Genomic DNA, 25079 nt, shown 5'->3' on the forward strand with positions numbered 1-25079 from the left:
CCCTGTCGGATTCCGGGAGAGGAGGACCCGAAGTTGCCGAATGAACGGCTACGCGCAGCCATCGCCGCTGGAGGCTGGACGCACGAGGCGCTCGGGCGGAAGGTAGGCGTCGATCCGAAGAGCGTTGAGCGCTGGGTGAACAAGGACCGCGTGCCGCGTCAGGCTGCGGCTCTGCGTGCGGCTGAACTACTCGGCGAGGACGTCCACGCGCTGTGGCCGGCACTTCGGCAGCCGAGGAGAGCACGGGCGATCAGCCCTGAACTGGTCGCCCTGTACCCGCGCCGTGCCGACCTGCCGATAGCGGCTTACATCGAGCTGTTCGCACAGGCACGGGAGCAGATCGACGTTCTCGTGTACGCCGGAGTCTTCCTGCACGAGGGCTACCCGCGGCTCAATGAACTACTGGAAGAACGGGCGGCAGCAGGGTGCGCCGTGCGGATCGCGGTGGGTGACGCCGACAGTTCGGCCGTACAGCAACGCGGCCAGGAGGAGCAGTTCGGGCACGGTATCGAATCCAGGTCACGCCTCGCCCTCATGCACTACCGGCCGCTGATCACCGTTCCTGGCGTGCAGGTCCGCACCCACGCGACAACGCTGTACAACTCGGTCTACCGGGCGGACGACCAAATGCTCGTCAACGGCCACGTGTTGGGAGTCAACGCCTACGGGGCACCTGTCTGGCACCTCCGACGCGTAGAGGACGGCGGTCTCTTCGACACCTACGCAGCCAGCTTCGATGCCGTGTGGAGCACGACCCAGACCGTGGAGGAATAGCCGTGTCCCGCCGCACTGAGTACTACGACGACCCCGACGCCCCCACCCCCAACAGCCTCGTGGTCGCGGCCTCCGCTGTTGTGACCGACAGCCAAGGGCGGGTGCTGCTTCAGCGGCGGCGGGACAGTGGGCTGTGGGCGTTGCCCGGGGGCGGCATGGAGATGACGGACTCGCTGCCCGGCACCGCTGTGCGCGAGGTGAAGGAGGAGACGGGGCTGGACGTGGAGGTGACGGGGCTCGTCGGGACGTACACCGACCCTCGGCATGTGATCGCCTACAGCGACGGGGAGGTGCGCCGGCAGTTCAATGTCTGTTTCCGGGCACGTCTGGTCGGCGGGGAGCTGGCCCTCTCCGACGAGTCCACCGAGTTGCGGTGGGTCGCGCCCGGTGAGATCGCGGAGTTGCCGATGCACCACACGCAGCGGCTGCGGCTGCGGCATGCCTTCGAGGAGCGTGCCGAGCCCTACCTCGGCTGAGGCTACTGCTCCTCGTGCGCGTGCTTCAGTTTCGCGCGGGCCTGGACTCGGTCCGGCGCCGCTATTTCGGTCCAGTAGCGGTGGCCGGTGATGAAGACGGCGAGTTCGTGTTCGCGGCGGCGGAGTTTTTCGACCTCGGCCTGTTCGTCGGCGGTCCAGCCGGGGGACGCGGGGCGTTCGATCTTGCGCCAGCCGGTGTCGTCGGTGAAGCCGTCCAGCGGCTCGACCGACCAGGGCAGCCGCTTGAGCAGGGCCGACAGCTCGGCCCTGATCTGATGCAGCTCCTCCTGCCCGGCGAGCAGGTCACTGGGGAATCCATGGGACGCAGACACACGGCAATGGTACGCCTGTTCGATTTCCAGTAGCGAGCTACGCCGGGCAGTTCATTCGAACGAGTGGCCTCAGACGCCGGCGCCGCCCAGCTCCCTCACCAACCGCGCCGTCACCGGCACCGCCACCCCGTGCCGTTCCGCCGCACGCAGCAACGCCCCGCCGATCGCGTCGAGTTCGAGGGCGCGACCCGCCTCCGCGTCCCGTTGCATCGAGGACTTCGCCGCCGCCGGGAACAGGTCGTAGCGGGCGAGGGCCCCGGCCGGGTCCGCCGGGACGCCGCAGGCGCGGGCGACCGCCGCCGTCTCGGCCACCAGGGCCTCCAGCTCCGCGCGGTACCGCGTACGGGCCTCGCCGATCGGCACCCCGTACCGCGTCGTGAGCAGGGCGAACGGGGCCAGGAACGCCATCTTGGCCCACAGGGCCGCCGTCTCGTCGTCCACCACACGCGCCGTCACCCCGGCCCCCGTGAGGGCCGAGGCCAGGGCGTCGAGGCGGGGCCGTACCGTCGCCGCGCCCGCGAGGTCGATCTCGGTGAAGGGGCTGCCGTGTTCGATCACCACACCCTCGCCGTCCCCGCCCTGGACGCGGGTGGACTCCACCCGGATCGTCACGGGGGCGACCAGCTCGGGCGCGTACCGCGTACGCAGCGACGCCGGGTGTTCGACGCCGTTCAGCAGCGGCACGACCAGGGCGTCCCCGAGTACGGCGGGCGGTACGCGGGTCAGGGCGGCGTCCAGCGTGGTGTGCTTGACGGTGATCAGGCAGGCGTCGACCGGCTCGCGCAGCTCGGTGTCCGCCTCCACGCCCGCGTGAAAGTCCCCGAACTGCCCGCTGCGCACCTGGATTCCGTCCCGGCGCAGCACCTCCGCCGTACCCTCCCGCGCCAGGCAGATGACCCGGTGCCCGGAACGGGACAGCAGCGCGGCGAGAAGTCCGCCGATGCCGCCGGGACCGAGTATCGCCACCGTGGGCCTGCTCGTCATGAACGTGTCCTCTCCTACGGTCGGCCCCGACATCCGGTGGCCGCCTCGCGCCGATCATCCTTCACGCGCGCCCCGGCTGGAGGAGACTTGAGACATGTGCCGGAGTATCAAGACGTTGCGGCCGCCCGTGTTGCCCGGTGAGGCCACCGAGGACGACATCCGCGCCGCCGCGCTGCAGTACGTACGCAAGGTCTCGGGCTTCCGCGCCCCCGCCGCCCACAACCGCGAGGCGTTCGACCACGCGGTGGACGCCGTCACCCAGGCCACGGCGGAGCTGCTGGGCAGCCTGGAGGTACGGGGGCGGCCGGTACGGGAGGAGCCGGTCGGCGGATAGCCGCGAAGAGCGGATGGCCGTGAAAAACGGCCCCCCGGACACTCCCGGAGGGCCGCCGCAAGCCTCTGGCCTGCCACTTCACACGGTGGGCGCGGACGGTTTCGAACCGCCGACATCCTGCTTGTAAGGCAGGCGCTCTACCCCTGAGCTACGCACCCGTGGTCCGGGCACGTGGCCGGGACGAGTCGACAGCCTACCTTGCCCCGGGCGGTGCCCCGCAAACCCTGGAAGAGGCGCGGGCGGGGGTGAACTGACCGGGCCGTGTGTTCGTCTTCAACGGGTGGGAGAATGACACCACCCAGGGCCAACCGCAGCACGGGAGAGGGATGTGACGGCGACACCGGGCACGTCAGCAGCGCAGACCCACCCGCACCCGCCGTCCCCCGCGCGCGACGCCCTCACCCTGCTGAGCCTCCCCGTGCTGGCCGCGCTCACCATGGCGTCCGCGTTCGCCGGCGGCGGCACCCGGCGCTGGTTCGGCGGCCGCGCCGAGAGCCAGCGGGCCGAGGCACAGGCGGCCAAGGACGCCGCGGCGGCCGCGTTCTACGAGCTGGACACCGCCCAGCGCGACCTGCGCATCTCCATCGAGACCATCTCCGCGGTCGACGACTCCCCCGCCGCCCGCCGTACCGTCGCCGACTTCGAGGCGCTCGGCCGGCGCATAGACGAGGCGAGCCAGACGTACATCCAGGCCGTCGACGCCCAGGATCTCGACCGCGACGACCTCGACGCGGCCACCGCGAACCGCGCCCGTACCGAGCTGACCGCCGCGAAGGACGAGCTGGTGCGGGTCAAGGGCGAGCTGGACCGCTTCGCCACCTCCCTCGGCCCCCTCCTCGGCAGCGCCGAGACCCGGCTCGCCCGGCTCGCGCCCGCGGTCGAGCGCGCCCGGCAGGCCCTGCTCGGCGCGAGCAACGCCCTGGACGCCGTACGCGAGAAGCGGCTGAACGCCGACGACCTGGCCGCCCGCCTCGCCGCCCTCTCCCCCGAGCTGACCCGGCTCAACCAGGGCGCCGGACAGCACGGCGTGGCGGCCACACTGGAGCGGGCCGAGCGGGTGCAGCGGGAGGCCGGGGCGATCCGGGCCGAGGCCGAGCGGCTGCCGGAGCGCGCCGCCGAGATCGACCGCCGCCTGGTCAGCCTGAGCACCCGCGCCCAGGCCCTGACCACCCGCAGCGGCCAGGTCGAGCCGGTGCTGAGCGAGCTGCGGCGCCGGTTCTCGGCCGCCTGCTGGCAGGACCTCCAGCACGTCCCCGAGCAGGCCGCCGAGAACGTCCACCAGGCCGAGCGCAAGCTGACCGAGGCCCGCGCCGCGCGGGAGGCCCAGCGCTGGCCGGACGCCACCTCACTGCTGTCGACCGTACGGGCCCTGCTGAACACCACCGACGAGGCGGTGTCGGCGGCCGGGGACCGGCTGACCAGGCTGAACGCCGTCCAGAAGGACCCCCGGCAGGAGATCGAGCGGACCCGGTTCGCGCTCCGGGACGCCCAGCGGCTCGCCATGACCGGCCGCAGCGCGCCCGACCCCCGGCACGCCCGTCCGCTGGACGAGGCGGTGGCCCGGCTGGACCGCGCGGTCGCCACGCTGGACAGCGGCCGGCACCCCGACTACTGGCACTTCCTCACCGAGACCGAGGCCGTACGGAACACGGTCGCGCGCGTCGTCGCGCAGATCCGCGAGGAGCGCGGCGGCCCCGCCCAGTGAGCCCGCCCGGCGGCGCCCCTGTTGCCGGTGCGTGTGGTGCTGGCGAGTATTGAGGGGTACGGGACGGCCTCCGCACGCGCCCCCAAGGAGGCGACATGGCCGCACACGCAGTGCACTCGCGCGACAAGCAGTCCACCCGGCGCCGCACCGTGTTCGACGAGCATCTGCCCGTCGACCACAAGCTGAACGCCGTCTACCGCATCGGCGCGGGCCTGATCGGGCTGTTCCTGCTGGTCTTCGGCATCCTCGGCCTGGTCGGCCACATCGGTGCCTTCAACGTCGGCAGCGACACGGTCGCGGGCCTGAACACCAACGGCGCGCTGAGCATCCTCTCCATCTGCGTCGGCGTGATCCTGCTGGCCGGGATGGTGATCGGCGGCAACTTCGCCTCGACCCTGAACATGGTCTTCGGCGTGCTGTTCATCCTGAGCGGCTTTCTGAACCTGGGTCTGCTGGACACCGAGAACAACTTCCTGGCGTTCAAGATCCAGAACGTGTTCTTCACCTTCATCGTCGGCCTGCTGCTGATGACCTTCGGCATGTACGGCCGGGTCGGCTCGTCCCTCCCGCACGACAACCCCTACTGGCGCTCCCGGCACCCCGAGGCCGAGCACGAGGACCCGGTCCTCACCACCCCGGACAAGCGCGCCGTCACCGGGCCGGACACGAAGCCCGAGTGACTCCCCCACACGCCGGGTCCGGCGGCTAACCTGTGCGCATGCCTCGCTACGAGTACCGCTGCCGGACCTGCGGCGACACCTTCGAACTCAGCCGCCCCATGGCGGAGTCCGCCGCGCCCGCCGCCTGCCCCGAGGGCCACGACGACACGGTCAAGCTGCTGTCGGCGGTGGCCGTCGGCGGCTCCTCCGCCGCCCCGGCCCCCTCGGGCGGAGGCGGCGGCGGTGGCTGCTGCGGGGGCGGCTGCTGCGGCTGAGCAGCAGGTGAAAACGGCACCGGTCATCCGGTGCCGTTTCGCTGCCCGCCGTACTCCTACGCCGGAAGCCGCGCCGGGACCACCGCGCCCCGCGCCACCCGCAGGAACTCGCGGGTGATCCGCTCCCCCGCCAGCACCCCCCGCTCGGCCACCGCGCCGATCATGGGCGCGGTCCAGCCGCTGTCGGCCAGCTCGCCGTGGCCGGGGCGCCAGCCCCGGTCGGCGGCCAGCAGCAGGTCGGCGTCCAGATGCGAGTCCCCGGCCGCGAGCGTCAGCTCGGCGCCGGTGCGCCGGGCCACCTCGCGCACCGCCGCGCCCTTGGTGAGCGGCTGCGGAACGGCGTAGATCTTGCGGCCCTGGAGCGACACCGTCCAGCCGCGCTCCCCGGCCCACTCGGCCAGCTCGCCCACCCACTCCTCGGGCAGCAGCTCCCGCTCGACCACCAGGTAGGCGAACAGGTCCTCGGCCACCCGCTGCTTGCGCAGCCAGACCGGGTCGGAGGTCCGGCGCAGATGGTCGTTGATCTCGGCGAGCGGCGCGCACTCGTCGGCGAGCCGGGCCAGGACCGAGGCGTGCCAGTCCCGGTCGGTGACGCCGTCGACCAGGAGATGGCCGCCGTTGGCGCAGATCGCGTACCGGGCGGGCGGGCCGGGCAGGTTGATCCGGTTGTACTGGGTACGGGTCCGGGTGGTCGTCGGTACGAACACCGCCGCGTCCGCCAGCTCGGTCAGCAGGGCGGCCGCCGTCTCCGTCATGAAGGACAGCGGACGGGCCTCGTGCACCTCCACGCAGAGCAGCCGGGGCGCGCGGGCGTCGGGCATGGTGAGGGCGAGGGCGCCCGCCGAGTAGATCAGCGTGCGGTCGAGGTCGCTGGCCACCAGTACCGTCATCAGACGTTCACCGCCCGGCCGTCGGCACCGGTCGCACCGCGCGTGTACTTAGGGTGGATCAGCCCGACGCAGGTGTACGGCAGGTCGTCGACCTCCTCCACCGGCACCCCGCGCTGTTCGGCGAGCAGCCGGACGTGGTCGAGGTCGGCGCCCGCGCCCGCCTTGGCGAGGATCTTCCAGGGCACCCGGCGCAGCAGCACCCGGGTGGTCTCCCCGACGCCGGGCTTGACCAGGTTCACGTCGTGGATGCCGTACTCCTCGCTGATCCGCTCCACGGCCCGCCAGCCCTCCCAGGTCGGGGTGCGGTCCTCGGCGAGCAGTTCCTTGACGGCCGCGTCCACCTCGTCGCGGACCTCGGGGAAGCGGGCGGAGATGGCGTCGAGGAAGGCCACCGACACATCGGCGTCGGCCAGTTCGCGGTAGAACTTCGCGCCGTGGAAGTCGTCCGGGCCGACCAGGTCGGCGCGGAGCACGGTACGCGATATCAGGCCGGAGACCGTGGAGTTGAGGCAGGCGGAGGGTATGAGGAAGTCGTCGCGGGTGCCGTAGGTGCGCACACAGGAGCCGGGGTCGGCGAGGACGGCGATCTCCGGGTCGAAGCCGGTGACTCCCTCGGCGCGCTCGAACTCCTCGATGGCGGCGGCCAGTTCGCGGGTGATGGCACCCTTGCCGGTCCAGCCGTCCACGAAGACGACGTCACGCGGGTCGTGGTGCGCGGCCAGCCAGCGCAGGGCGTTGGCGTCGATGCCCCGGCCCCGGACGATCGAGACGGCGTAGTGCGGGAGTTCGACTCCGTACCGCTGCTCGGCCCAGCGGCGCATGAGGACGCCGACGGGTGTTCCGGCGCGGGCGAGGGAGACCAGGACCGGGGTGCCGCCGCGCTCGGTGAGCACGGTCTCGGTGACCACGCCGACCGCGCGGGCGATCCGGTCGGCGGAGGTGTCCAGGGCGGCGTGGAAGAGGGCCTGGTAGCGCTCGCTGGGCTGGTACTCGACCGGCAGCGACTCCGCGTAGTGCGCGCCGCCGTTCTGCACGGCCTCCTCGCGCTCCTCGGTGGGCGCCTCCAGGCTGACCGAGGAGAGATCCTGGAGCAGCCAGCCGACCTCGTCGGGGGCGTACGAGGAGAAGGCGGGGCCGCGGAGGGGCTCGGGCAGCATGGCCGGCCTTTCGGGAAGGTGGGGCTCGTGGGCGGGCACGACCGCGAGCAGGACGTGCGGGGCGTGCGCCGCGAGCCGGGCGAGCAGGCCGTCCGGGGCGTGCAGGGCGGGGGTGTCGGCGGCGGAGTCGACGACGGCGACCACGGTGTCGAAGCCCGCGCCCGCGACGTTGTACGCGTACCGCTCGCCGGGGCCGTCCGCCGGGTCGTCGTGGGCGGGGAAGGCGAGCCGGGTGCGTATCGCGTAGCCGGGGTCGTCCACGGCGAGGACGGGTGAGCGGGTGGTGGTGGAGTAGCGCACCTCGGCCGGGACGGTCCGCTCCAGCTCGGCCGCGAGCCGCAGCGGGGCGTACATCAGCTCCTCGAAACCCAGCACCAGCACCCGGCGGGAGCCGTCGGGCAGCGCGTCGGCGATCCGGGCGGCCATGCCGGGCAGCGCGGCCTCCAGCCGGGCGCGGTGGGCCGGGGTGAAGCCGTGCCGTCCGCCGTCGGGCAGCCCGGCCGGCCAGCCCAGCTCGACCCGCCGCACCTCGCCGCCCGGCACCGGGCCGGGCGCGGCGTCGGCCCGCTCGTGCTCCGCGACCAGCGCCTGCCCCTTCTCCAGCACGCCCTCCGGCAGCCGTACGCTCCCGGAGGCGGCCGCGACCAGGTCGACGCGGGCGCCGATCCCGGCGGCGAACCGGTCCAGTTGGGCGGCGTCCTCGGCGGAGCGCATGTCGACCAGGGCGACGACCACGTAGCGATCCCGGGGGTGGTGGGCGTGCAGCTCGCGGATGGTGTTCAGGACGGTGTTGCCGGTGGAGAACTCGTCGTCCACCAGCACCAGCGGGCCGTCCCCGGCCAGCAGCGCCGGGTCCTCGGGGAGCAGCAGGTGGGAGGTGGCGTGCGAGTGGGACTCCTCGAAACCGCCGGCCGGGGTGACCCCGGTGACCGGGCGGCGGGTGGAGTGGAGATACGGGGCGAGGGCGAGGCCGTCCGCGACCGAGTGGCCGAGGCCGGTGGCGGTCTCCGCGTACCCGAGGACGACCGCGCGGGCCGCCTCCGCGTCCCCGAGCAGGGCGCGGACCCGGTGGCCGAGGCGGACCCCGTGGCCGTGGACCACGGCGGGCGACTGCGGGACGTGCTTGCCGAGCACCTTCGAGACCAGCAGATGGGCCCGCTTGGGGTTGCGGCGCAGCGCCATCCCCAGCAGGTCGGTCAGGCGCTCGTCGCCCTCCAGTTCGACACCGAGTCGCCGGGCGACCCAGGTGCCGGACCAGACGCCGTCGTTCACTGCGTTTCTCATGCGTTCCTTGCGGCTCGGGGGTGGAGAGAGGTGGCTCTTTGTACGGGGAAGGGGGCTCAGCCGGTCACGCCGGCGGTGAGCAGGTCCACGAAGCCGACGTCCTCGTTGGCCACCCCGAAGACCTCCGCGCGCAGCAGGGTCCGCTCGGCCCAGGCGCGGTGCGGCTTCACCTCGTTCATCTTGTTCGTGTACGCGGACCTCAGGACTCCGCCGCCGTCGCTGTCCGGCCGGAGGATGTCCGCCGCGTCGCTGAACTCCTCGTGGCTGACCACGGAGAGCGCGTGCACGGGAAGCACATGGGAGGGATGGATGCAGGTCTTGCCGAGCAGACCGTTGGCCTGGTCCAGGGAGATCTCCCGCAGCAGGCCGTCCATGGCGTGTTCGATCAGCTTCTCGCGCAGTCCGACGGCGCGCACCTCCAGGAAGGGGCTCGTCCTGAGCTGCGGCTTGAAGACGCGCTCGGGGACCCGGAAGTACTCCCACACCGGCCCGGTCACGGTGAACCCGCTGCCGTCGGCCCGGCCCAGCATGTTGACCACGTCACCGATGACGGAGGCGACGATCTGGACGTCGTACGCGGTCATGTCGGGGGCACGGCGCAGGCCGTAGGAGGAGCAGAAGTCGGTGACGCCCAGGCGCAGCGCGAGGACCCGGTCGCGGTACTTGCCGACCGCGCGGGCGATGCCCTCCAGGGTCTCCACGCGGGACTCGCGGTAGAGCAGCTCGGGCGACTCCAGCACCGGCATGGCGAAAAGCCGCCGTCCGCAGGCGGTCTCGGCCGCGCTCAGCGCCTCCAGGAAGGGGACGCCCCGCTCCTCGGTGAACTTGGGCAGCACGAATCCGGACAGCAGCCGGACGCTGTCACCGAGGCGCCGGACCAGGTCGGGGATCTGGTCGGGCGTGCGCACCCGGACGAACAGCAGCGGCGGCTCGGCGCCGGTCCGGGCGTTGAGGGCGTCCAGCTCGGCGAACTGCCGGACCAGGTTCTCCTCCCCTGCGGGCACGTCCTCGTCCGCGATGGAGTCCTCCAGGCACAGCACCATCGAGACGACACCGCCGGCCGTCTGCTTGACGATGTCGGCGGCGAGCCGGGGCCGGGTGGCCGGGCTGTACAGGGTGGCCCCGAGGCCCGCCGAGAGCAGCCTGGCCGGGGAGTCGGCGGTGAAGGCGCACGGCTCCTGGTGGAAGAGACGCTCCCGCGTTTCTGGGGCGATGTGCCCGAAATGACGCATAGGACTCCCTCAAGGCGCGCCGAGTCTGTGATTGCCGTGTCTGTGATTTCCGCAAAGGGTGGCCGGTAATAGTACGTAGAGACGCATGTCCGGGGTTCCCGGCCGGCATGAATTTCCGGTTACCCGCCCGTGTCGGGCGGAACACCCCCCGCATTGTCGTGACCAGGACGGAGAAGGCAGGATGACCGCATGACGCACGCGATGCTGAAGGGGTCGAACGTCCCGCTGGACGCCGCCGCGGTACGGGCGGTGCTGCGCTGGACACCGGGACAGGACGTCCCCGAGGTCGACGCCTCCGCGCTGCTGCTGGGCCCGGACGGCCGGGTGCGCTCGGACGAGGACTTCGTCTTCTACAACCAGCCCCGCCACCCCTCCGGCGCGGTGTGGGGGCTCGGCCGGAAACCGGTCGCCGGGGGCCTGACCGACACCATCCAGGTGGACCTGGCCAGGGTCGAGTCCGGGGTGGACCGCGTCCTGCTGGTGGCCTCCGCCGACGACGTCCCCTTCGACCGCGTCCCGTCCCTGAGTGTGCTGGTCTACGACGCCTCGGTGGCCGACGCCGAGCCGCTGGCCCGGTTCGAGGTGAAGCCGGAGACCGGCGCGGAGACGGCGCTGATCTGCGGCGAGCTGTACCGGCGCGGGGACGCCTGGAAGTTCCGCGCGCTGGGCGAGGGCTACTCCAACGGCCTGGAGGGGCTCGCCACCGACTTCGGCATCTCGGTGGACGAGTCGGAGGCGGCGGCCGAGGAGCCGCGCCCGCACGAGTCCAGGTCGGTGCCGCTCCCCCCGGAGCAGCCCGTACCGCTGCCGCCGCTGCCCGCCCAGCCGCCGGCCTACGGCTATCCGCAGCCCGTCTCCGCCCCGCAGCCCGCGTACGGCTATCCGCAGCCCGCCTCCGCGAGCCAGGCCACCTACGGCTACCCCCAGTCCGTCCAGACGCAGGCGCCGCCCGCCTACGGCTACCCCCAGCCCCAGCCGGTGCCCGCCGCGGCCCCGCTGGACCCGGACTTCCGGCTGCCGCCGCAGGGACCGCAGTTCCTCGGGCGCTAGGCGGGCCCGCTCACCGGTCCGCCTTGGTCTTGTAGCCCCGGCCCCAGGTCAGGCCCCAGCCGTACAGGCGGTCCAGCTCGCCCTGGAAGCCGTAGACGAACTTCACCTCGCGGCGCACCATCAGTTCGCCCTTCACGTTCTCTATCAGCACCACCGCGCACGAGCGGGCCTGCGGATGGCGTTCGTCCAGGCCGATCTCGATGCGCGGGCCGTTGCTCGGGTAGAGCGTGACCACGGCGTGGGTGCGGTCGAAGGCCGGGGTCTGGTCGTAGATGTACACGAAGACCAGCAGGCGTTTGATGGCGTCCCGGTGGTCCAGGTTGACGTACATCGTCTCGCCCGAGGCGGAGCCGAACCGGTCGTCGCCGCTGAGCTTGACGTAGGGCGGGGCGTTGACGTCGCCCAGGTAGCCGCCGAGGGGCTGGACGACGCCCTTGGTGCCGTCGGCGAGTTCGTAGAGGCAGCCGAGGTCCAGGTCGACGTTGACCATGCTCTGGCCGTGGCCCATCACTTCCGGTGGTTTCAGTGCCTTGAAGGGATGCCGGAAGAGGCTGCCGCGCTGGGGGCCGCCGAAGTCGGAGGTGCGCATCCGCCAGGTCAGGTTGACCCGGAGGTTGCCGGTGGCCGCGCCCTGTTTGGTGAGGGACACCTGCTGGTGCCGCTTGGTCAGTTCGATCGCGTTGGACCCGGAGCTGCCCGAGTCGAAGTCGGCGGTGCGGCCGCCCAGCAGTCCGTCGAGAAATCCCATGTCCGCCCCCCTGGAGAAAAGTCGTCGGGGCGGCCGACCCGAGTCGGCCGCCCCAGTCGAAGCGTTCCTCACCGAGCGGGGTGCCACACCCCGCCACGTCCCCGATCTTGCCCCTAGGGGGCCGCCGGACCCGGGCCCTCAGACCCCGGAGGAGATCTCCGTCTTCTCGCTCGACCCGGCATCGCCGCCGGCCGCCGCGAGGGCGCGGTTGCGGCGGACCGAGGACCAGAAGGACGCGGCGATCAGGACGACGCCGACCAGGCCGGTGATGACCTCGTTGATCTGGTACTGGATGGTGACCATGAGGATCACGGCCAGGGCGCCGATCGCGTAGTGGGCGCCGTGCTCCAGGTAGACGTAGTCGTCCAGGGTGCCCTGGCGGACCAGGTAGACGGTGAGCGAACGGACATACATCGCGCCGATGCCGAGGCCCAGCGCCATCAGGACGATGTCGTTGGTGATGGCGAAGGCGCCGATCACGCCGTCGAAGGAGAAGGACGCGTCCAGGACCTCCAGGTACAGGAACATGAAGAACGCGGCCTGGCCGGCCAACTGCACCGCCGAGCGTGGCTTGCCGGAGCGGGCGGCCTCCTCCTCGGCCTCGTGCTCGGCTTCCTCCTCGGCCTCCAGCTTGTCCTCGAAGTACCCGGAGAGACCGCCGACGACCATGTACGTGATCAGACCCGCGATGCCCGCGATCAGGACCGTCTGGGCCTTGTCGACATGGGCGCCGCCGTGCTGGTGGGCGTGGGTGGCGAAGGTGAAGGAGGTGATCAGCAGGACGATCATGGCGATGCAGACCGACAGCATGTCGACCTTGCCGAGCTTGGCCAGCGGCCGCTCGATCCAGCGCAGCCACTGGATGTCCCGGTCCTCGAAGATGAAGTCGAGGAAGATCATCAGCAGGAACATGCCACCGAACGCGGCGATGGCCGGGTGGGCGTCGGTGACCAGTTCCTGATAGCGGTCCTTGTTGTTCAGCGCGAGATTGACGGCCTCGATCGGGCCCATCTTGGCGCTGATGGCGACGATGACGACGGGGAAGACCAGCCGCATGCCGAAGACCGCGATGAGCACGCCGACGGTGAGGAAGATCTTCTGCCAGAAGGCATTCATCTTCTTCAGGATTCCGGCGTTGACCACCGCGTTGTCGAAGGACAGCGAGATCTCGAGGACGGAAAGGATCGCCACGATGCCGAAGCCCTGCCACCCCCCGTAGAAGACCGCCGCGACCAGGCCGATCGCGGTGATCGCGAAAGACCAGCCGAAGGTTTTCAGAAGCACTGGCTACCCCATCATCTTCTGGGGGCCCCTCCCAGACGCTGTCTGAGGGAGGTCTCCCCCGCCGCCGTACCCGGCTTTACGAAACGTTGACTCCGAAGTCTAGAGCGATGCCCCGAAGTCCGGACGCGTACCCCTGTCCGACCGCACGGAACTTCCATTCGCCCTGATACCGGTAGAGCTCGCCGAAGATCATGGCCGTTTCGGTGGAGGCGTCCTCGCTGAGGTCGTAGCGCGCGAGTTCCTGGTCGTCGGACCGGTTGACCACCCGGATGAAAGCGTTGGCGACCTGGCCGAAGGACTGGTTGCGCTCGTCCGCCATATGGATCGAGACGGGGAAAATGATCTTCTCGCACTGCGGCGGCACCTGCGAAAGGTCCACCAGAATCGATTCGTCGTCGCCCTCGCCCTCACCGGTGAGGTTGTCGCCGGTGTGCTCCACCGAGCCCTCGGGGCTGGTGAGCTGGTTGTAGAACACGAAGTACTCGTCCCCGAGCACCCGGTTCCCGGCGCCGCACAGCAGGGCGCTGGCGTCCAGGTCGAAGGGGGCGCCGGTGGTGGAGCGGGCGTCCCAGCCGAGCCCGATCATGACGTTGGTGAGATTCGGCGCGGCCTTGGAGAGGGAGACATTGCCTCCCTTGGCGAGCGTGACACCCATGCTGATCCTCCCCTGTGGTGTTCCTGGTTCTCCTGCGCCACCGGCGCCGCCCGCAAACGCGGAACGGCGCCGGAGGAGGTGCGAGCCGTACGGCGTCAGACGTTGACGCCGAAGTCCTGGGCGATGCCGCGCAGGCCCGAGGCGTAGCCCTGGCCGATGGCGCGGAACTTCCACTCCGGGCCGTTGCGGTACAGCTCGCCGAAGACCATGGCGGTCTCGGTGGAGGCGTCCTCGCTGAGGTCGTAGCGCGCGAGTTCCTGGCCGCCGGCCTGGTTGACGACGCGGATGAAGGCGTTGCGGACCTGGCCGAAGGACTGCTGGCGGTTCTCGGCCTCGTAGATCGAGACCGGGAAGACGATCTTCTCCACGTCGGCCGGGACGGCGGCGAGGTCGACCTTGATCTGCTCGTCGTCGCCCTCGCCCTCACCGGTGAGGTTGTCGCCGGTGTGCTCGACCGAGCCGTCGGGGCTCTTGAGGTTGTTGAAGAAGATGAAGTTCTGGTCGCTGCCGACCTTGCCGACGTTGTTCAGCAGCAGTGCGCTGGCATCGAGGTCGAAGTCGGTGCCGGTCGTGGTGCGCACGTCCCAGCCCAGACCGACGATGACGGCGGTCAGGCCGGGAGCCTCCTTGGTCAGCGAGACGTTGCCACCCTTGCTGAGGCTGACTCCCACGGGTCCTCCATGTGGTGTCCAGGGGCCGACAGCCCCGTAGTGCATCGGATATGGGATCAACGTGCCGATCCTAGTGACGGGTTCCCGCGGCGCGCGGGGCCCTCACAGGGTGTCGAGCGCCTTCACGTAGTCGGTCAGGTCACGGGCGTCGGGCAGGCCGTTGACGACGGTCCAGCGCACGGTGCCCGTCTTGTCCAGGATGAAGGTGCCGCGCACGGCGCACCCCTTGTCCTCGTCGAAGACGCCGTAGGCGCGGCTGACGTTGCCGTGCGGCCAGAAGTCGCTGAGCAGCGGGTACTCCAGGCCCTCCTGCTCGCCGAAGACGCGCAGGGTGTGCATGGAGTCGTTGGAGACGGCGAGCAGCTCGGTGTCGCGGTCGGTGAACTGCGGCAGGTTGTCACGCAGTTCGCACAGCTCACCGGTGCAGACGCCGGTGAAGGCGAAGGGGTAGAAGAGCAGCACCACGTTCTTCTCGCCCCGGAAGTCGGAGAGCCGCACGGTGCGGCCGTGGTTGTCCTTCAGTTCGAAGTCGGGTGCCTCGTCGCCGACCTGGAGCGCCATCGTCCTGCATCCCTTCGCTGAGCCGTACGGGTGAGCGCGGGTCACTCGCCCGGTCCCACCCTACGCAGCGATCACGCCGGGACCGCCGGGCGGACCGGGGAGTCCCGGCCCGCTCGGCGCGGCGATGACGCGTTCTTTCTAACGCTTGCCGGACTTGGCGGCCTTCGGCGTCGCCAGACGCGAGCCGCTCCAGTCCTTGCCGACGCTGACGCTCTTCGAAGCGGTCAGCCCTGCGGTGGTTGCGGCCTCCGAGATGTCGCTCGGCTCCACGTACCCCGTACGGCCGGTCTTCGGCGTCAGAAGCAGGATGGCGCCGCCCTCTTCGATGTACGTGGTGGCATCCACGAGTACATCGGTGAGGTCTCCGTCGTCATCACGGAACCACAGCACAACGGCGTCGGCCACGTCGTCGTATTCCTCGTCCATCAGGTCGCCTTCGACGGCTTCCTCGATGGCCTCGCGGAGCTCCTGATCGACGTCCTCGTCGTAGCCGATCTCCTGGACCACCTGTCCGGGCTGGAACCCCAGCCTGGCGGCAGGGTTCGTCCGCTCCTCCGCGTGGTCCGCGGTCGCGCTCACGGGTTGCCTCCTGATCATGTCTTGGTGAATATCTGAGCCACGCGCGTGCGCGAAGCATTGGCCGTAGTCCACACGGGCGGGACGGATCGCGCAAGTACCCGGCCCTCCTGACCGCCGAAACGGTGACGTTCCGGGCCGCTTCGCCGCCACTCCTGGCACCGTATCCCGTTTCCCCGAGAACCACATCACACCGATGTGCCCCTTATGCGCACTTCGGAATCATCCGTCGATACGCCCATCGAACAACTTTGCCATGCCCGTCACGCCCCGGGCGTATCGTCATGATTTGAACGGTCCGGCGAGAGCAACGGGGGAACCAGTGGATGACGTATCACGTTCCCCAGGTACACGATGGGGAACGGTGTAGGCAGGTCCCTCCGACAGGTAAGGAACAGCGTGGCTTCCGGTTCCGATCGCAATCCGATCATCATTGGCGGCCTTCCGAGTCAGGTTCCTGACTTCGATCCCGAGGAAACGCAGGAGTGGCTCGACTCCCTCGACGCCGCCGTGGACGAGCGTGGCCGGGAGCGGGCCAGGTATCTCATGCTGCGGCTGATCGAACGGGCCCGCGAGAAGCGCGTGGCCGTGCCCGAGATGCGCAGCACGGACTACGTCAACACGATCCCCACCAAGAGCGAGCCGTTCTTCCCCGGCAACGAGGAGATCGAGCGCCGCATCCTCAACGCCACCCGCTGGAACGCGGCCGTGATGGTCTCGCGGGCCCAGCGCCCCGGCATCGGCGTGGGCGGCCACATCGCCACCTTCGCCTCCTCCGCGTCCCTCTACGACGTGGGCTTCAACCACTTCTTCCGGGGCAAGGACGGCGGTGACGGCGGCGACCAGGTCTTCTTCCAGGGCCACGCCTCGCCCGGCATCTACGCCCGCGCGTACCTGCTGGACCGGCTCTCGGAGAACCAGCTCGACGGGTTCCGCCAGGAGCACTCCAAGTTCCCGGACGGGCTCTCCAGCTATCCCCACCCGCGCTCGATGCCGGACTTCTGGGAGTTCCCGACCGTCTCGATGGGCCTCGGCCCGCTCGGCGCGATCTACCAGGCCCGGATGAACCGGTACATGGAGGCGCGCGGCATCGCCGACACCTCCGGCTCGCACGTGTGGGCGTTCCTCGGCGACGGCGAGATGGACGAGCCGGAGTCGCTGGGCCAGCTCTCCATCGCCGCCCGCGAGGGGCTGGACAACCTGACCTTCGTGGTCAACTGCAACCTCCAGCGGCTCGACGGCCCGGTGCGCGGCAACGGCAAGATCATCCAGGAGCTGGAGTCGCAGTTCCGGGGCGCCGGCTGGAACGTGATCAAGCTGGTGTGGGACCGGAGCTGGGACCCGCTGCTGGCCCAGGACCGGGACGGCGTGCTGGTCAACCGGATGAACACCACCCCGGACGGCCAGTTCCAGACGTACGCCACCGAGTCCGGCGCCTACATCCGGGACCACTTCTTCGGTGACGACCACCGGCTGCGCGCCATGGTCGAGAACATGACCGACGACCAGATCCTGCACCTCGGCCGCGGCGGCCACGACCACCGCAAGATCTACGCGGCGTTCAAGGCGGCCAAGGAGCACAAGGGCCAGCCGACGGTGATCCTGGCCAAGACGGTCAAGGGCTGGACGCTGGGCCCCAACTTCGAGGGCCGCAACGCCACCCACCAGATGAAGAAGCTGACGGTCGACGACCTCAAGGGCTTCCGCGACCGGCTGCACCTGCCGATCTCCGACCGCGAGCTGGAGTCCGGCGCCCCGCCGTACTACCACCCCGGCCGGGACTCGGAGGAGATGCAGTACATGCACGACCGGCGCAAGTCGCTCGGGGGCTACGTGCCCACGCGCGTCGTGCGCTCCAAGCCGCTCGCACTGCCGGACGAGAAGGCGTACGCGAGTGTGAAGAAGGGGTCGGGTCAGCAGTCCATCGCCACCACCATGGCGTTCGTACGGCTGCTGAAGGACCTCATGCGGGACAAGGAGATCGGCAAGCGGTTCGTGCTGATCGCGCCGGACGAGTACCGCACCTTCGGCATGGACTCGTTCTTCCCGAGTGCGAAGATCTACAACCCGCTCGGCCAGCAGTACGAGTCGGTGGACCGCGAGCTGCTGCTCGCCTACAAGGAGTCCCCCACCGGCCAGATGCTGCACGACGGCATCTCCGAGGCGGGCTGTACGGCCTCCCTCATCGCGGCCGGCTCGGCCTACGCCACCCACGGCGAGCCGCTGATCCCGGTGTACGTCTTCTACTCGATGTTCGGTTTCCAGCGCACCGGCGACCAGTTCTGGCAGATGGCCGACCAGCTCTCGCGCGGTTTCGTCCTGGGCGCGACCGCCGGCCGCACCACCCTGACCGGTGAGGGCCTCCAGCACGCGGACGGCCACTCCCAGCTCCTCGCCTCCACCAACCCGGCCTGTGTGGCCTACGACCCGGCGTACGGGTACGAGATCGCGCACATCGTCGAGGACGGGCTGCGGCGGATGTACGGCGGGGACGAGCAGCACCCGCACGGCGAGGACGTCTTCTACTACCTCACCGTCTACAACGAGCCGATCCAGCACCCGGCCGAGCCGGACCGCGTCGACGTCGAGGGCATCCTCAAGGGCATCCACCGGCTGAGTGAGGGCTCCGGCGGGTCGATCCCGGCGCAGATCATGGCGTCCGGTGTCGCGGTGCCGTGGGCGCTGGAGGCGCAGCGGATTCTCGCCGAGGAGTGGGACGTCCGGGCGGACGTCTGGTCGGCGACCTCCTGGAGCGAGCTGCGGCGGGAGGCGGTGGCCTGCGAGGAGCACAACATGCTGCATCCCGAGGAGGAGCAGCGGGTGCCGTTCGTGACGCGGAAGCTCGGCGGGGCGGAGGGGCCGTTCGTGGCGGTGTCCGACTGGATGCGGTCGGTGCCGGATCAGATCGCGCGGTGGGTTCCCGGTCCCTATCAGTCACTCGGGGCTGACGGGTTCGGGTTCGCGGACACGCGGGGCGCGGCTCGGCGGTTCTTCCACATCGACGCTCAGTCGATCGTGGTGGGGGTGCTGACGGAGTTGGCGAAGGAGGGGAAGGTTGATCGGTCTGTGCTGAAGCAAGCCATTGACCGGTACCAGTTGCTGGATGTGAAGGCGGCTGCGCCAGGAGCCGCCGGCGGGGACGCGTAGCGCGACTGCGGGTGCGCTGTGGCTGGTCGCGCAGTTCCCCGCGCCCCTGAAAAGGCCGGGCGGCCAAGCCGCCCGGCCTTTTCACGGTGCGTCAGATATGGCCCACTCCTGCGCCTGCCTCGGCGTTGACGCCTCGGCGGGTCAAAAGGGCTACCAGGATGGCGACCGCCGCCACGCCTGCCGCTACCAGGGACGCCAGGCTCATGCCGGAGATGAAGGTGTCGTGGGCTACGTCGGTGACCTTGGCGATGATGGCCGGGGGCATCTGGTTGGTGACCGGGGCTACGCCTACCTGGACGGCCTGGGACGCCTGGTCGAGCTGGGTGGGGGTCAGCGGGGGGAGGCCCGCGCCGGTCCAGTTGCCCGCCAGGTCGCTGTCGACCTTGGAGGCCATGACGGCGCCGAGTACGGCGGTGCCGAGGCTGCCGCCGATCTGCATGGCCGCCTGCTGGAGACCGCCCGCCACGCCGGAGAGGGCCATCGGGGCGTTGCCGACGATGACCTCGGTGGCGCCCACCATGACCGGGGCGAGGCCGAGGCCGAGCAGGGCGAACCAGATCGACATGGTCGCGCTGCCGGTGTCCGCCTTCAGGGTGGACATGCCGTACATGGCGACCGCGGTGAGCGTCATGCCGCCCGCGAGCGGGATGCGCGGGCCCAGCTTGGTGATGGCGAAGCCGGCCAGCGGGGAGCCGACGATCATCATGCCGGTGAGCGGGAGCAGGTGCAGACCGGCGTCGACCGGGCTGAGTCCGTGCACGTTCTGCAGATAGAAGGTGACGAAGAACAGGCCGCCCATGAAGGCGATGGCCATCATCACCATCAGCACCACACCGGCCGACAGCGGCACCGAGCGGAACAGGGCGAGCGGGATCAGCGGTTCCGCGACTCGCGTCTCCCACCAGGCGAAGACCACGAAGAGCAGCGCCGAGGCGCCGATGAAGCCCCAGGTGCGGCCGTCGCCCCAGCCCCAGGTGGGAGCCTTGATCAGCGCCCAGACCAGGCAGAACATGGCGCCGGACAGCAGCGCGATGCCGAGCAGGTCGAAGGAGCGCGGGGCGTTCTCCGCGCGGTGGTCGAGCAGGATCAGCGTGCCGAGCAGCAGGGCGAGCAGGCCGACGGGCACGTTGATGAAGAACACCGACTGCCAGTTGACGTGCTGGACCAGCACACCGCCGAGGATCGGGCCGCCGGCGGTGGAGGCGCCGATGACCATGCCCCAGATGCCGATCGCCATGTTGAGCTTCTCGGCCGGGAAGGTGGCCCGCAGCAGGCCGAGGGCGGCCGGCATCAGCAGGGCGCCGAACAGGCCCTGGAGGACCCGGAAGGTGACGACCATCGGGATGCTGTCGGACAGGCCGATGGCGCCGGAGGCCAGCGCGAAGCCGGTCACGCCGATGAGGAAGGTCTGCCGGTGCCCGAAGCGGTCACCGAGCTTGCCCGCGGTGATCAGGGCGACCGCGAGGGCGAGGAAGTAGGCGTTGGTGATCCACTGCACGTCGGAGAAGCTCGCGTGCAGGTCCTTGGCGATGGCCGGGTTGGCGATGGCCACGATGGTGCCGTCCAGGGCCACCATCATGACGCCCACGGCGACGGTGATCAGGGTGAACCAGGGGTGCCCGCGCAGTCCCGAGGAGGGCCGCGGCGACGCATCGGTGGGTGACCCGTCCTCCGGTCCCGTCTTGTCGATGGTGGTCTGACTAGTCATGTAATGAGGCTAGTGACAGTCGCTGACAGTTGACAAACGCATTCACAAGTCAGCGGCTGACATATGACCAGGGTTCACCCGACCGCATACTCTGATCTGGAAGGACGTACAGGGAGAGGCCATGGAGACGCTGCGCGAGCGCAAGAAGCGGCGTACCCGCGAGGCGCTGGTGCGCGCCGCCCTCGAACTGTTCACCACCCAGGGGTACGAGCGCACGACCGTCGACGAGATCGCCGAGGCCGTCGACGTCTCGCAGCGCACCTTCTTCCGCTACTTCGCGGGCAAGGAGGACGCGGCCTTCGCCGTGCAGGAGATGACGGAGGCCCACTTCGTGGCCGCCGTACAGGCCCGGCCGCCGCACGAGCCGCCGATGGAGGCGCTCCGGCAGGCCATGCTGGAGGGCTGGGACGACATACGGGAGACCGTGGAGTCGGTCGTACCGGTCGAGCTGTACCTGCGGATGTACCGCATGATCGAGTCCACGCCCGCGCTGCTCGCCGTCCATCTGCGCCGGTCGGCGGCGACCGAGCAGACCATCGCCGGGCTGCTCGCGGAGCGCGAGGGCGTGGACGTGGACGCCGACCCCCGGCCGAGGCTCGCGGTGGCGGTGTTCGCCGGGGTGATCCGGGTCACCGAGCGGCAGTGGAGCACCGGGGACGACTTCAGCCTGGCGGCCATCCGGTCGCTCACGGCGGCGTACCTCGATCAGGTGGGTCCGGCGCTGACGGGGAACTGGCGCGCGGCCTGAAATCGTTGGCGGAACGGACGAGATCGTTTAGAAAGATCGTTCGTGTCCCGGCCTCCGGCACACGAAACGTGATCCCCGCCACTCGATTGACCCGAGACCCTTCCGTTCTCCTAGTGTGTCCTCCCAGTGACTTCCTTCGGCATTCCCCCTCAGCTCAGCGTATGGCGCACCCTGCTCGCCCTGGCCGTCGTGTTCGTGATGCTCGCGACCACCGGCTGGACGGCCCAGCACGCCCACCGTGAGTCGACCGCGCTGCGGTCGTCCCTGGCCGCGTGGGTACGCGACAGCGTGCACGGCAAGCCCCTGCCGGACCCGGCGAAGACCGCCCCGGCCGGGCTGGCCCGCTTCTTCGGCTCGCTCACCGCCTACGACCGCCACGACCTGGCGAACCGCTACCCGCTGGCGGTGGGCAACATGAACGGCGCTCCCGTCGGCTTGCGCTACGAGGCCAACCGGGTGGCGCTGGAGCGGGAGCGGGATGTCGAGGCGCGCCGGGTGCACGACAACCGGCTCAGTACCGCCGGCCAGCAGGACGCGGCCCGCCGGATGCACCGGTACGAGGCGCTGATGCGGCCCGAGCGGCACATCCTCGCCTTCGACCCCGAGGGTTCGGGCCGGATCGCCGAGGTCTTCGGCGACCTGCGCCGCGCCCAGCGGATCTCCGTGGTGGTACCCGGTGTCGACACCGACCTGCTGACCTTCGAGAAGTCCTACCGCCCCTACAGCGCCCCGGTCGGCATGGCCAAGTCGCTGTACTCCGCCGAGCGGCAGGCCGCGCCCGCGACCCGTACCGCCGTGATCGCCTGGGCCGACTACACCGCGCCCGCCGGACTCGGGGTGGACGCGGCGACCGCGATGCGCGCGGTGGACGGCGCCGTGCGGCTGAACGCGCTGCTGCGCGGGCTGCCCGGCCGGGCCGAGGTGTCGATGTTCTGCCACAGCTACGGCTCGGTGGTCTGCGGGGTCGCCGCGCCCGGCATGCCCCGCCGGGTCAGCGATATCGCGGTGGCCGCGAGCCCCGGTATGCGGGTGGCCAGCGCCGCGCACCTGAACCGCACCGCGCGGGTGTGGGCGATGCGGGACGCCACCGACTGGGTGCAGGACGTGCCGTACCTGGAGGTCGGCGGGCTCGGGCACGGTGCCGACCCGGTGTCCCGCGGGTTCGGCGCGCGGGTGCTGTCCTCGCGCGACGCGCAGGGGCACGCCGGTTATTTCCAGCCGGGCACGGACAGCCTGCGCAACCTCGCCGAGGTCGGCGTGGGGGCGTACGGCTCGGTGACGTGCGCCCGCGCGGACGAGGCGTGCCGGGCGGACGTGCCGGACGCGCCCGCCGCGGGACGCGCGTAGAAACAGCAGGAAGTGCGGTCCGCGCGGGTGGCGACGGAGGGACAAGTGCCGCATACGATGAGCCGCATGGGTGACGTACTGGCGGGTTTTCATGCCGTCTGGGAGTTCGACTCAGACTCCGTGCTCATCCGGTACGAACGGGGGATACGCACACCGAAACTCTTCCAGGCGCTCGGTGAACGGCGGGTGCCGCTCGCCGCGCTGGAGGGCGTGAGCCTGGCCGAGGGCAAGCGGGGCACGGTGGTGCTGCGCCTTCAGCCGCGCGCCGGAGCCGACCCACTGCTGGAGGCGGCGGCCGGCCAGCTTCCCGAGGGCCTGGACCCGTACCGGCTGGTGCTGCCGGCCGACCGGGAGGTGCTGGCCGAGTACTACGCCGACGAGCTGAAGGCCGCGCTGACCGGGTCCGGTCCCGCAGACCGGTATCTCATCGGCGCCCCCGAGGCACCGCTCCGCTTCAAGGCGTACGACGGGAAGGCGTCCTTCGACGGGACGTCGGTGCGTTTCCGCTGGTCGTGGACGGGGGCGTCGTCGGCTAAGTGGAAGGCGGGCGACCAGAGGTTCGCGGTCGCGGACCTCGGCGGGGTGGAGTGGCGCTCACCGGAGGCGTTCGAGGGGTATCTGCGGCTGCTGCCGAACGACCCCGCCGGCGCCGATCCGGTGCCCCCGGACCAGGACGCGGCGACCGTGGTCTTCGGGCTCGGCTACGGGCCGGTGCACGAGTCGCTGCCGTTCGCGGCGGCCGTCCTCGCGGCGGTACGGACTCGGGGTGCCGTACCCGCGATCCCGGCCGCCGCGCCCCGGCGGGACCCGGCCGACATCGCGGAGCGCATCCGCCACCTGGGCGAGCTGCACCAGGCCGGTCTGGTGACCGACGAGGAGTTCTCCGCGAAGAAGGCCGAGCTGCTGGCGGAGTTGTGACTACTGCTCCCGGCCCGCCGAGGTGAACGTCATGTCGGCGTACCGGTCGCCCGCGACGTGCGCGGCGATCGGCTCCAGCAGGGCCAGCTCCTCCTCGGTGAGGACGAGGTGGGCGGCACCGGCGTTCTCGGTGACCCGCTCGGCCTTGCGGGTGCCCGGGATCGGGACGACCGCGAGGCCGTACACCGCCGCCCGCTGGTGCACCCAGGCCAGCGCGACCTGGCCGAGGGTCGCGCCGTGTGCCTCGGCGACCCGGCCCACCGGCTCCAGCAGGGCCGCGTTGGCGGTCGCGTTGTCGCCGGTGAAGCGGGGCTGGGAGCGGCGGACGTCGCCGTCGGTCAGCTCCTTGGCGGCGTCCGTGAAGGCGCCGGTGAGGAAGCCCCGGCCCAGCGGGGAGTAGGGCACCAGGCCGACGCCCAGTTCGCGGGCGGCCGGAACGACCCGCTCCTCGATGTCCCGGCTGAACAGGGACCACTCGGACTGCACGGCGGCGATGGGGTGGACGGCGTGCGCGGTGCGCAGTTCGTCCGCGGTGACCTCGCTCAGCCCCAGGTGCTTGACCTTGCCCTCGCGCACCAGGTCGGCCATGACGCCGACGGTCTCCTCGATGGGCACGTTCACATCGCGGCGGTGCATGTAATAGAGGTCGATCACATCGACGTCGAGCCGCTTGAGGCTGTCTTCCACGGCCTGGCGGATGTAGGGGGCGTCGTTGCGGATGATCCGCTTGCTCGGGTCGTCCGGCGGGATGGACAGGGCGAACTTGGTGGCGATCACCACCTCGTCGCGGTGGGCCTTGAAGAAGGGGGCGAGGAAGCGCTCATTCTCCCCGGCGCCGTAGGCGTCCGCCGTGTCGTACAGGGTCACGCCCAGGTCGAAGGCACGCTCCAGTGCGGCCCGCGACTGCTCGGCGTCGGCCGGGCCGTAGGCGAAGTTCATGCCCATGCAGCCGAGGCCCTGGACGCTGGTCTCCGGGCCGGTCTCGCCGAGGCGTACGGCCGGCATCGTGCGGTCGGTCATCGGGTGGTCCCCTCCGTGGCGTAAAAACCGATCTTCAGGTCGAGCACGGCGAGCGTGTCGCGCAGCTCGTCGATGCGGGCGAGCACGTCCCGGCGGGTGGACTCCAGCAGCTCCCGCCGCTCGTGGTAGGTGCTCTCCCCCTGCCGCACCAGCTCGGCGTACCGGACCATGTCGGCGACCGGCATGCCGGTGAGCCGCAGCTTGGTGACGAAGACCAGCCAGTCCAGGTCGCGGTTGGTGTAGCGGCGCTGGCCGGTGTGCGAGCGGTCGACGTGCGGCATCAGACCGATCCGCTCGTACCAGCGCAGGGTGTGCGCGGTCAGCCCGGTGAAGGCGACGACCTCACTGATCGTGTACCGGTCCTGCCCGTCGGGCCGGGGATGGCGCGGCGGAGGACCGGCACAGATGTCCTGGCCGGCCGCCACCCCTTGCGTGGTCTGCATCACCGTCATGCCCTCAACGCTATGACCTTCGAGCGCACTCCAAGCAAGCGGTATCCGGCAGAAATGACCAGGACGAGAGACAGGACCGGACGCTAGCGTGC

25 protein-coding genes and 1 tRNA gene are annotated in these 25079 nt (G+C 70.6%); 11 read left to right on the forward strand and 15 right to left on the reverse strand.

The features are described 5' to 3' along the window. Nucleotides 1–33 precede the first annotated feature (33 nt). Both E5083_RS12685 and E5083_RS12690 read left to right on the forward strand, forming a co-directional pair. The gene (locus E5083_RS12685) at nucleotides 34–774 is read left to right on the forward strand and encodes a helix-turn-helix domain-containing protein (protein ID WP_135785743.1); all 741 of its coding nucleotides are present in this window, start codon (nucleotides 34–36) and stop codon (nucleotides 772–774) included. A 2-nt stretch (nucleotides 775–776) separates the two neighbouring features. Beyond that, on the forward strand, nucleotides 777–1250 hold the full coding sequence (locus tag E5083_RS12690; RefSeq protein WP_135785744.1) for an NUDIX hydrolase: 474 nt from the start codon (nucleotides 777–779) through the stop codon (nucleotides 1248–1250). A gap of 2 nt (nucleotides 1251–1252) precedes the next feature. Here the strand turns inward: E5083_RS12690 and E5083_RS12695 are convergent, their stop codons facing one another. Both E5083_RS12695 and E5083_RS12700 read right to left on the reverse strand, forming a co-directional pair. Next, on the reverse strand, nucleotides 1253–1582 hold the full coding sequence (locus E5083_RS12695; protein WP_135785745.1) for a hypothetical protein: 330 nt from the start codon (nucleotides 1580–1582) through the stop codon (nucleotides 1253–1255). Nucleotides 1583–1651: 69 nt separating this feature from the next. Then, complete coding sequence (locus E5083_RS12700; protein ID WP_135785746.1) at nucleotides 1652–2566, reverse strand: ketopantoate reductase family protein; 915 nt, start codon at nucleotides 2564–2566, stop codon at nucleotides 1652–1654. Between the two features lie 94 nt (nucleotides 2567–2660). On the opposite strand from E5083_RS12700, the gene E5083_RS12705 reads away from it, so the two are divergent. Continuing rightward, nucleotides 2661–2900, forward strand: coding sequence for a DUF2277 domain-containing protein (locus tag E5083_RS12705; protein ID WP_135785747.1), 240 nt, complete (start codon nucleotides 2661–2663; stop codon nucleotides 2898–2900). An 86-nt stretch (nucleotides 2901–2986) separates the two neighbouring features. Here the strand turns inward: E5083_RS12705 and E5083_RS12710 are convergent. After that, nucleotides 2987–3058, reverse strand: a tRNA-Val gene (locus tag E5083_RS12710). Nucleotides 3059–3228: 170 nt separating this feature from the next. On the opposite strand from E5083_RS12710, the gene E5083_RS12715 reads away from it, so the two are divergent. The 3 genes from E5083_RS12715 (at nucleotide 3229) to E5083_RS12725 (ending at nucleotide 5539) form a co-directional block, all read left to right on the forward strand. Next, the gene (locus tag E5083_RS12715; RefSeq protein WP_135785748.1) at nucleotides 3229–4605 is read left to right on the forward strand and encodes a coiled-coil domain-containing protein; all 1377 of its coding nucleotides are present in this window, start codon (nucleotides 3229–3231) and stop codon (nucleotides 4603–4605) included. A 95-nt stretch (nucleotides 4606–4700) separates the two neighbouring features. Continuing rightward, nucleotides 4701–5285 carry a DUF4383 domain-containing protein gene (locus E5083_RS12720; RefSeq protein ID WP_135785749.1) on the forward strand — a complete coding sequence of 195 codons (585 nt, stop codon included), beginning with the start codon at nucleotides 4701–4703 and terminating at the stop codon, nucleotides 5283–5285. Between the two features lie 38 nt (nucleotides 5286–5323). Then, the gene (locus tag E5083_RS12725; protein ID WP_135785750.1) at nucleotides 5324–5539 is read left to right on the forward strand and encodes an FmdB family zinc ribbon protein; all 216 of its coding nucleotides are present in this window, start codon (nucleotides 5324–5326) and stop codon (nucleotides 5537–5539) included. A 56-nt stretch (nucleotides 5540–5595) separates the two neighbouring features. On the opposite strand, the gene E5083_RS12730 is transcribed toward E5083_RS12725, so the two are convergent. From E5083_RS12730 to E5083_RS12740, 3 genes are read right to left on the reverse strand one after another with little or no spacing between them, the layout of a single operon-like run. Continuing rightward, a complete protein-coding gene (locus tag E5083_RS12730; RefSeq protein ID WP_135785751.1) occupies nucleotides 5596–6429 on the reverse strand; it encodes an HAD family hydrolase in 834 nt (277 codons plus the stop codon). Continuing rightward, the gene (locus E5083_RS12735; protein WP_135785752.1) at nucleotides 6429–8870 is read right to left on the reverse strand and encodes a phosphoribosyltransferase; all 2442 of its coding nucleotides are present in this window, start codon (nucleotides 8868–8870) and stop codon (nucleotides 6429–6431) included. The genes E5083_RS12730 and E5083_RS12735 overlap by 1 nt, the downstream gene beginning before the upstream one ends. Before the next feature lie 56 nt (nucleotides 8871–8926). After that, the gene (locus tag E5083_RS12740) at nucleotides 8927–10102 is read right to left on the reverse strand and encodes an HpcH/HpaI aldolase/citrate lyase family protein (RefSeq protein ID WP_135785753.1); all 1176 of its coding nucleotides are present in this window, start codon (nucleotides 10100–10102) and stop codon (nucleotides 8927–8929) included. Between the two features lie 189 nt (nucleotides 10103–10291). Between E5083_RS12740 and E5083_RS12745 the strand changes: the two genes are divergently transcribed. Continuing rightward, on the forward strand, nucleotides 10292–11152 hold the full coding sequence (locus E5083_RS12745; RefSeq protein ID WP_135785754.1) for a TerD family protein: 861 nt from the start codon (nucleotides 10292–10294) through the stop codon (nucleotides 11150–11152). 10 nt (nucleotides 11153–11162) lie between these two features. On the opposite strand, the gene E5083_RS12750 is transcribed toward E5083_RS12745, so the two are convergent. The 6 genes from E5083_RS12750 to E5083_RS12775 form a co-directional block, all read right to left on the reverse strand. Further along, nucleotides 11163–11900, reverse strand: coding sequence for a TerD family protein (locus E5083_RS12750; RefSeq protein ID WP_135785755.1), 738 nt, complete (start codon nucleotides 11898–11900; stop codon nucleotides 11163–11165). 138 nt (nucleotides 11901–12038) lie between these two features. Beyond that, nucleotides 12039–13184 carry a DUF475 domain-containing protein gene (locus tag E5083_RS12755; RefSeq protein WP_135785756.1) on the reverse strand — a complete coding sequence of 382 codons (1146 nt, stop codon included), beginning with the start codon at nucleotides 13182–13184 and terminating at the stop codon, nucleotides 12039–12041. 76 nt (nucleotides 13185–13260) lie between these two features. Next, on the reverse strand, nucleotides 13261–13839 hold the full coding sequence (locus E5083_RS12760) for a TerD family protein (RefSeq protein ID WP_135785757.1): 579 nt from the start codon (nucleotides 13837–13839) through the stop codon (nucleotides 13261–13263). A 95-nt stretch (nucleotides 13840–13934) separates the two neighbouring features. Next, complete coding sequence (locus E5083_RS12765; protein WP_135785758.1) at nucleotides 13935–14510, reverse strand: TerD family protein; 576 nt, start codon at nucleotides 14508–14510, stop codon at nucleotides 13935–13937. A 102-nt stretch (nucleotides 14511–14612) separates the two neighbouring features. Beyond that, nucleotides 14613–15071 carry a peroxiredoxin gene (locus tag E5083_RS12770; RefSeq protein ID WP_135785759.1) on the reverse strand — a complete coding sequence of 153 codons (459 nt, stop codon included), beginning with the start codon at nucleotides 15069–15071 and terminating at the stop codon, nucleotides 14613–14615. Nucleotides 15072–15209: 138 nt separating this feature from the next. Then, nucleotides 15210–15650, reverse strand: coding sequence for a DUF3052 domain-containing protein (locus tag E5083_RS12775; RefSeq protein WP_018545328.1), 441 nt, complete (start codon nucleotides 15648–15650; stop codon nucleotides 15210–15212). Nucleotides 15651–16046: 396 nt separating this feature from the next. Between E5083_RS12775 and aceE the strand changes: the two genes are divergently transcribed. Then, complete coding sequence (aceE, locus tag E5083_RS12785) at nucleotides 16047–18794, forward strand: pyruvate dehydrogenase (acetyl-transferring), homodimeric type (protein ID WP_135785760.1); 2748 nt, start codon at nucleotides 16047–16049, stop codon at nucleotides 18792–18794. A 91-nt stretch (nucleotides 18795–18885) separates the two neighbouring features. Here the strand turns inward: aceE and E5083_RS12790 are convergent, their stop codons facing one another. Next, nucleotides 18886–20502, reverse strand: a complete 1617-nt coding sequence (locus tag E5083_RS12790; protein ID WP_135785761.1) for an MFS transporter — start codon at nucleotides 20500–20502, stop codon at nucleotides 18886–18888. Between the two features lie 121 nt (nucleotides 20503–20623). Here E5083_RS12790 and E5083_RS12795 point away from each other — a divergent pair, with 121 nt between their 5' ends. From E5083_RS12795 to E5083_RS12805, 3 genes are all read left to right on the forward strand, one after another. Continuing rightward, nucleotides 20624–21250, forward strand: a complete 627-nt coding sequence (locus E5083_RS12795) for a TetR family transcriptional regulator (RefSeq protein ID WP_135785762.1) — start codon at nucleotides 20624–20626, stop codon at nucleotides 21248–21250. A 126-nt stretch (nucleotides 21251–21376) separates the two neighbouring features. Then, the gene (locus tag E5083_RS12800; RefSeq protein WP_135785763.1) at nucleotides 21377–22597 is read left to right on the forward strand and encodes an alpha/beta hydrolase; all 1221 of its coding nucleotides are present in this window, start codon (nucleotides 21377–21379) and stop codon (nucleotides 22595–22597) included. Between the two features lie 66 nt (nucleotides 22598–22663). Continuing rightward, complete coding sequence (locus E5083_RS12805; protein WP_135785764.1) at nucleotides 22664–23515, forward strand: DUF4429 domain-containing protein; 852 nt, start codon at nucleotides 22664–22666, stop codon at nucleotides 23513–23515. Here the strand turns inward: E5083_RS12805 and E5083_RS12810 are convergent, their stop codons facing one another. Then, a complete protein-coding gene (locus tag E5083_RS12810) occupies nucleotides 23516–24535 on the reverse strand; it encodes an aldo/keto reductase (RefSeq protein ID WP_135785765.1) in 1020 nt (339 codons plus the stop codon). Further along, nucleotides 24532–24987 (reverse strand): MerR family transcriptional regulator, encoded by a 456-nt coding sequence (locus tag E5083_RS12815; protein ID WP_135785766.1) that lies wholly within the window; start codon nucleotides 24985–24987, stop codon nucleotides 24532–24534. The genes E5083_RS12810 and E5083_RS12815 overlap by 4 nt, the downstream gene beginning before the upstream one ends. Nucleotides 24988–25079: the final 92 nt, after the last annotated feature.

Origin of the sequence: Streptomyces bauhiniae (assembly GCF_004784475.1) — a bacterium.
Taxonomy (GTDB): Bacteria; Actinomycetota; Actinomycetes; order Streptomycetales; family Streptomycetaceae; genus Streptomyces; species Streptomyces seoulensis.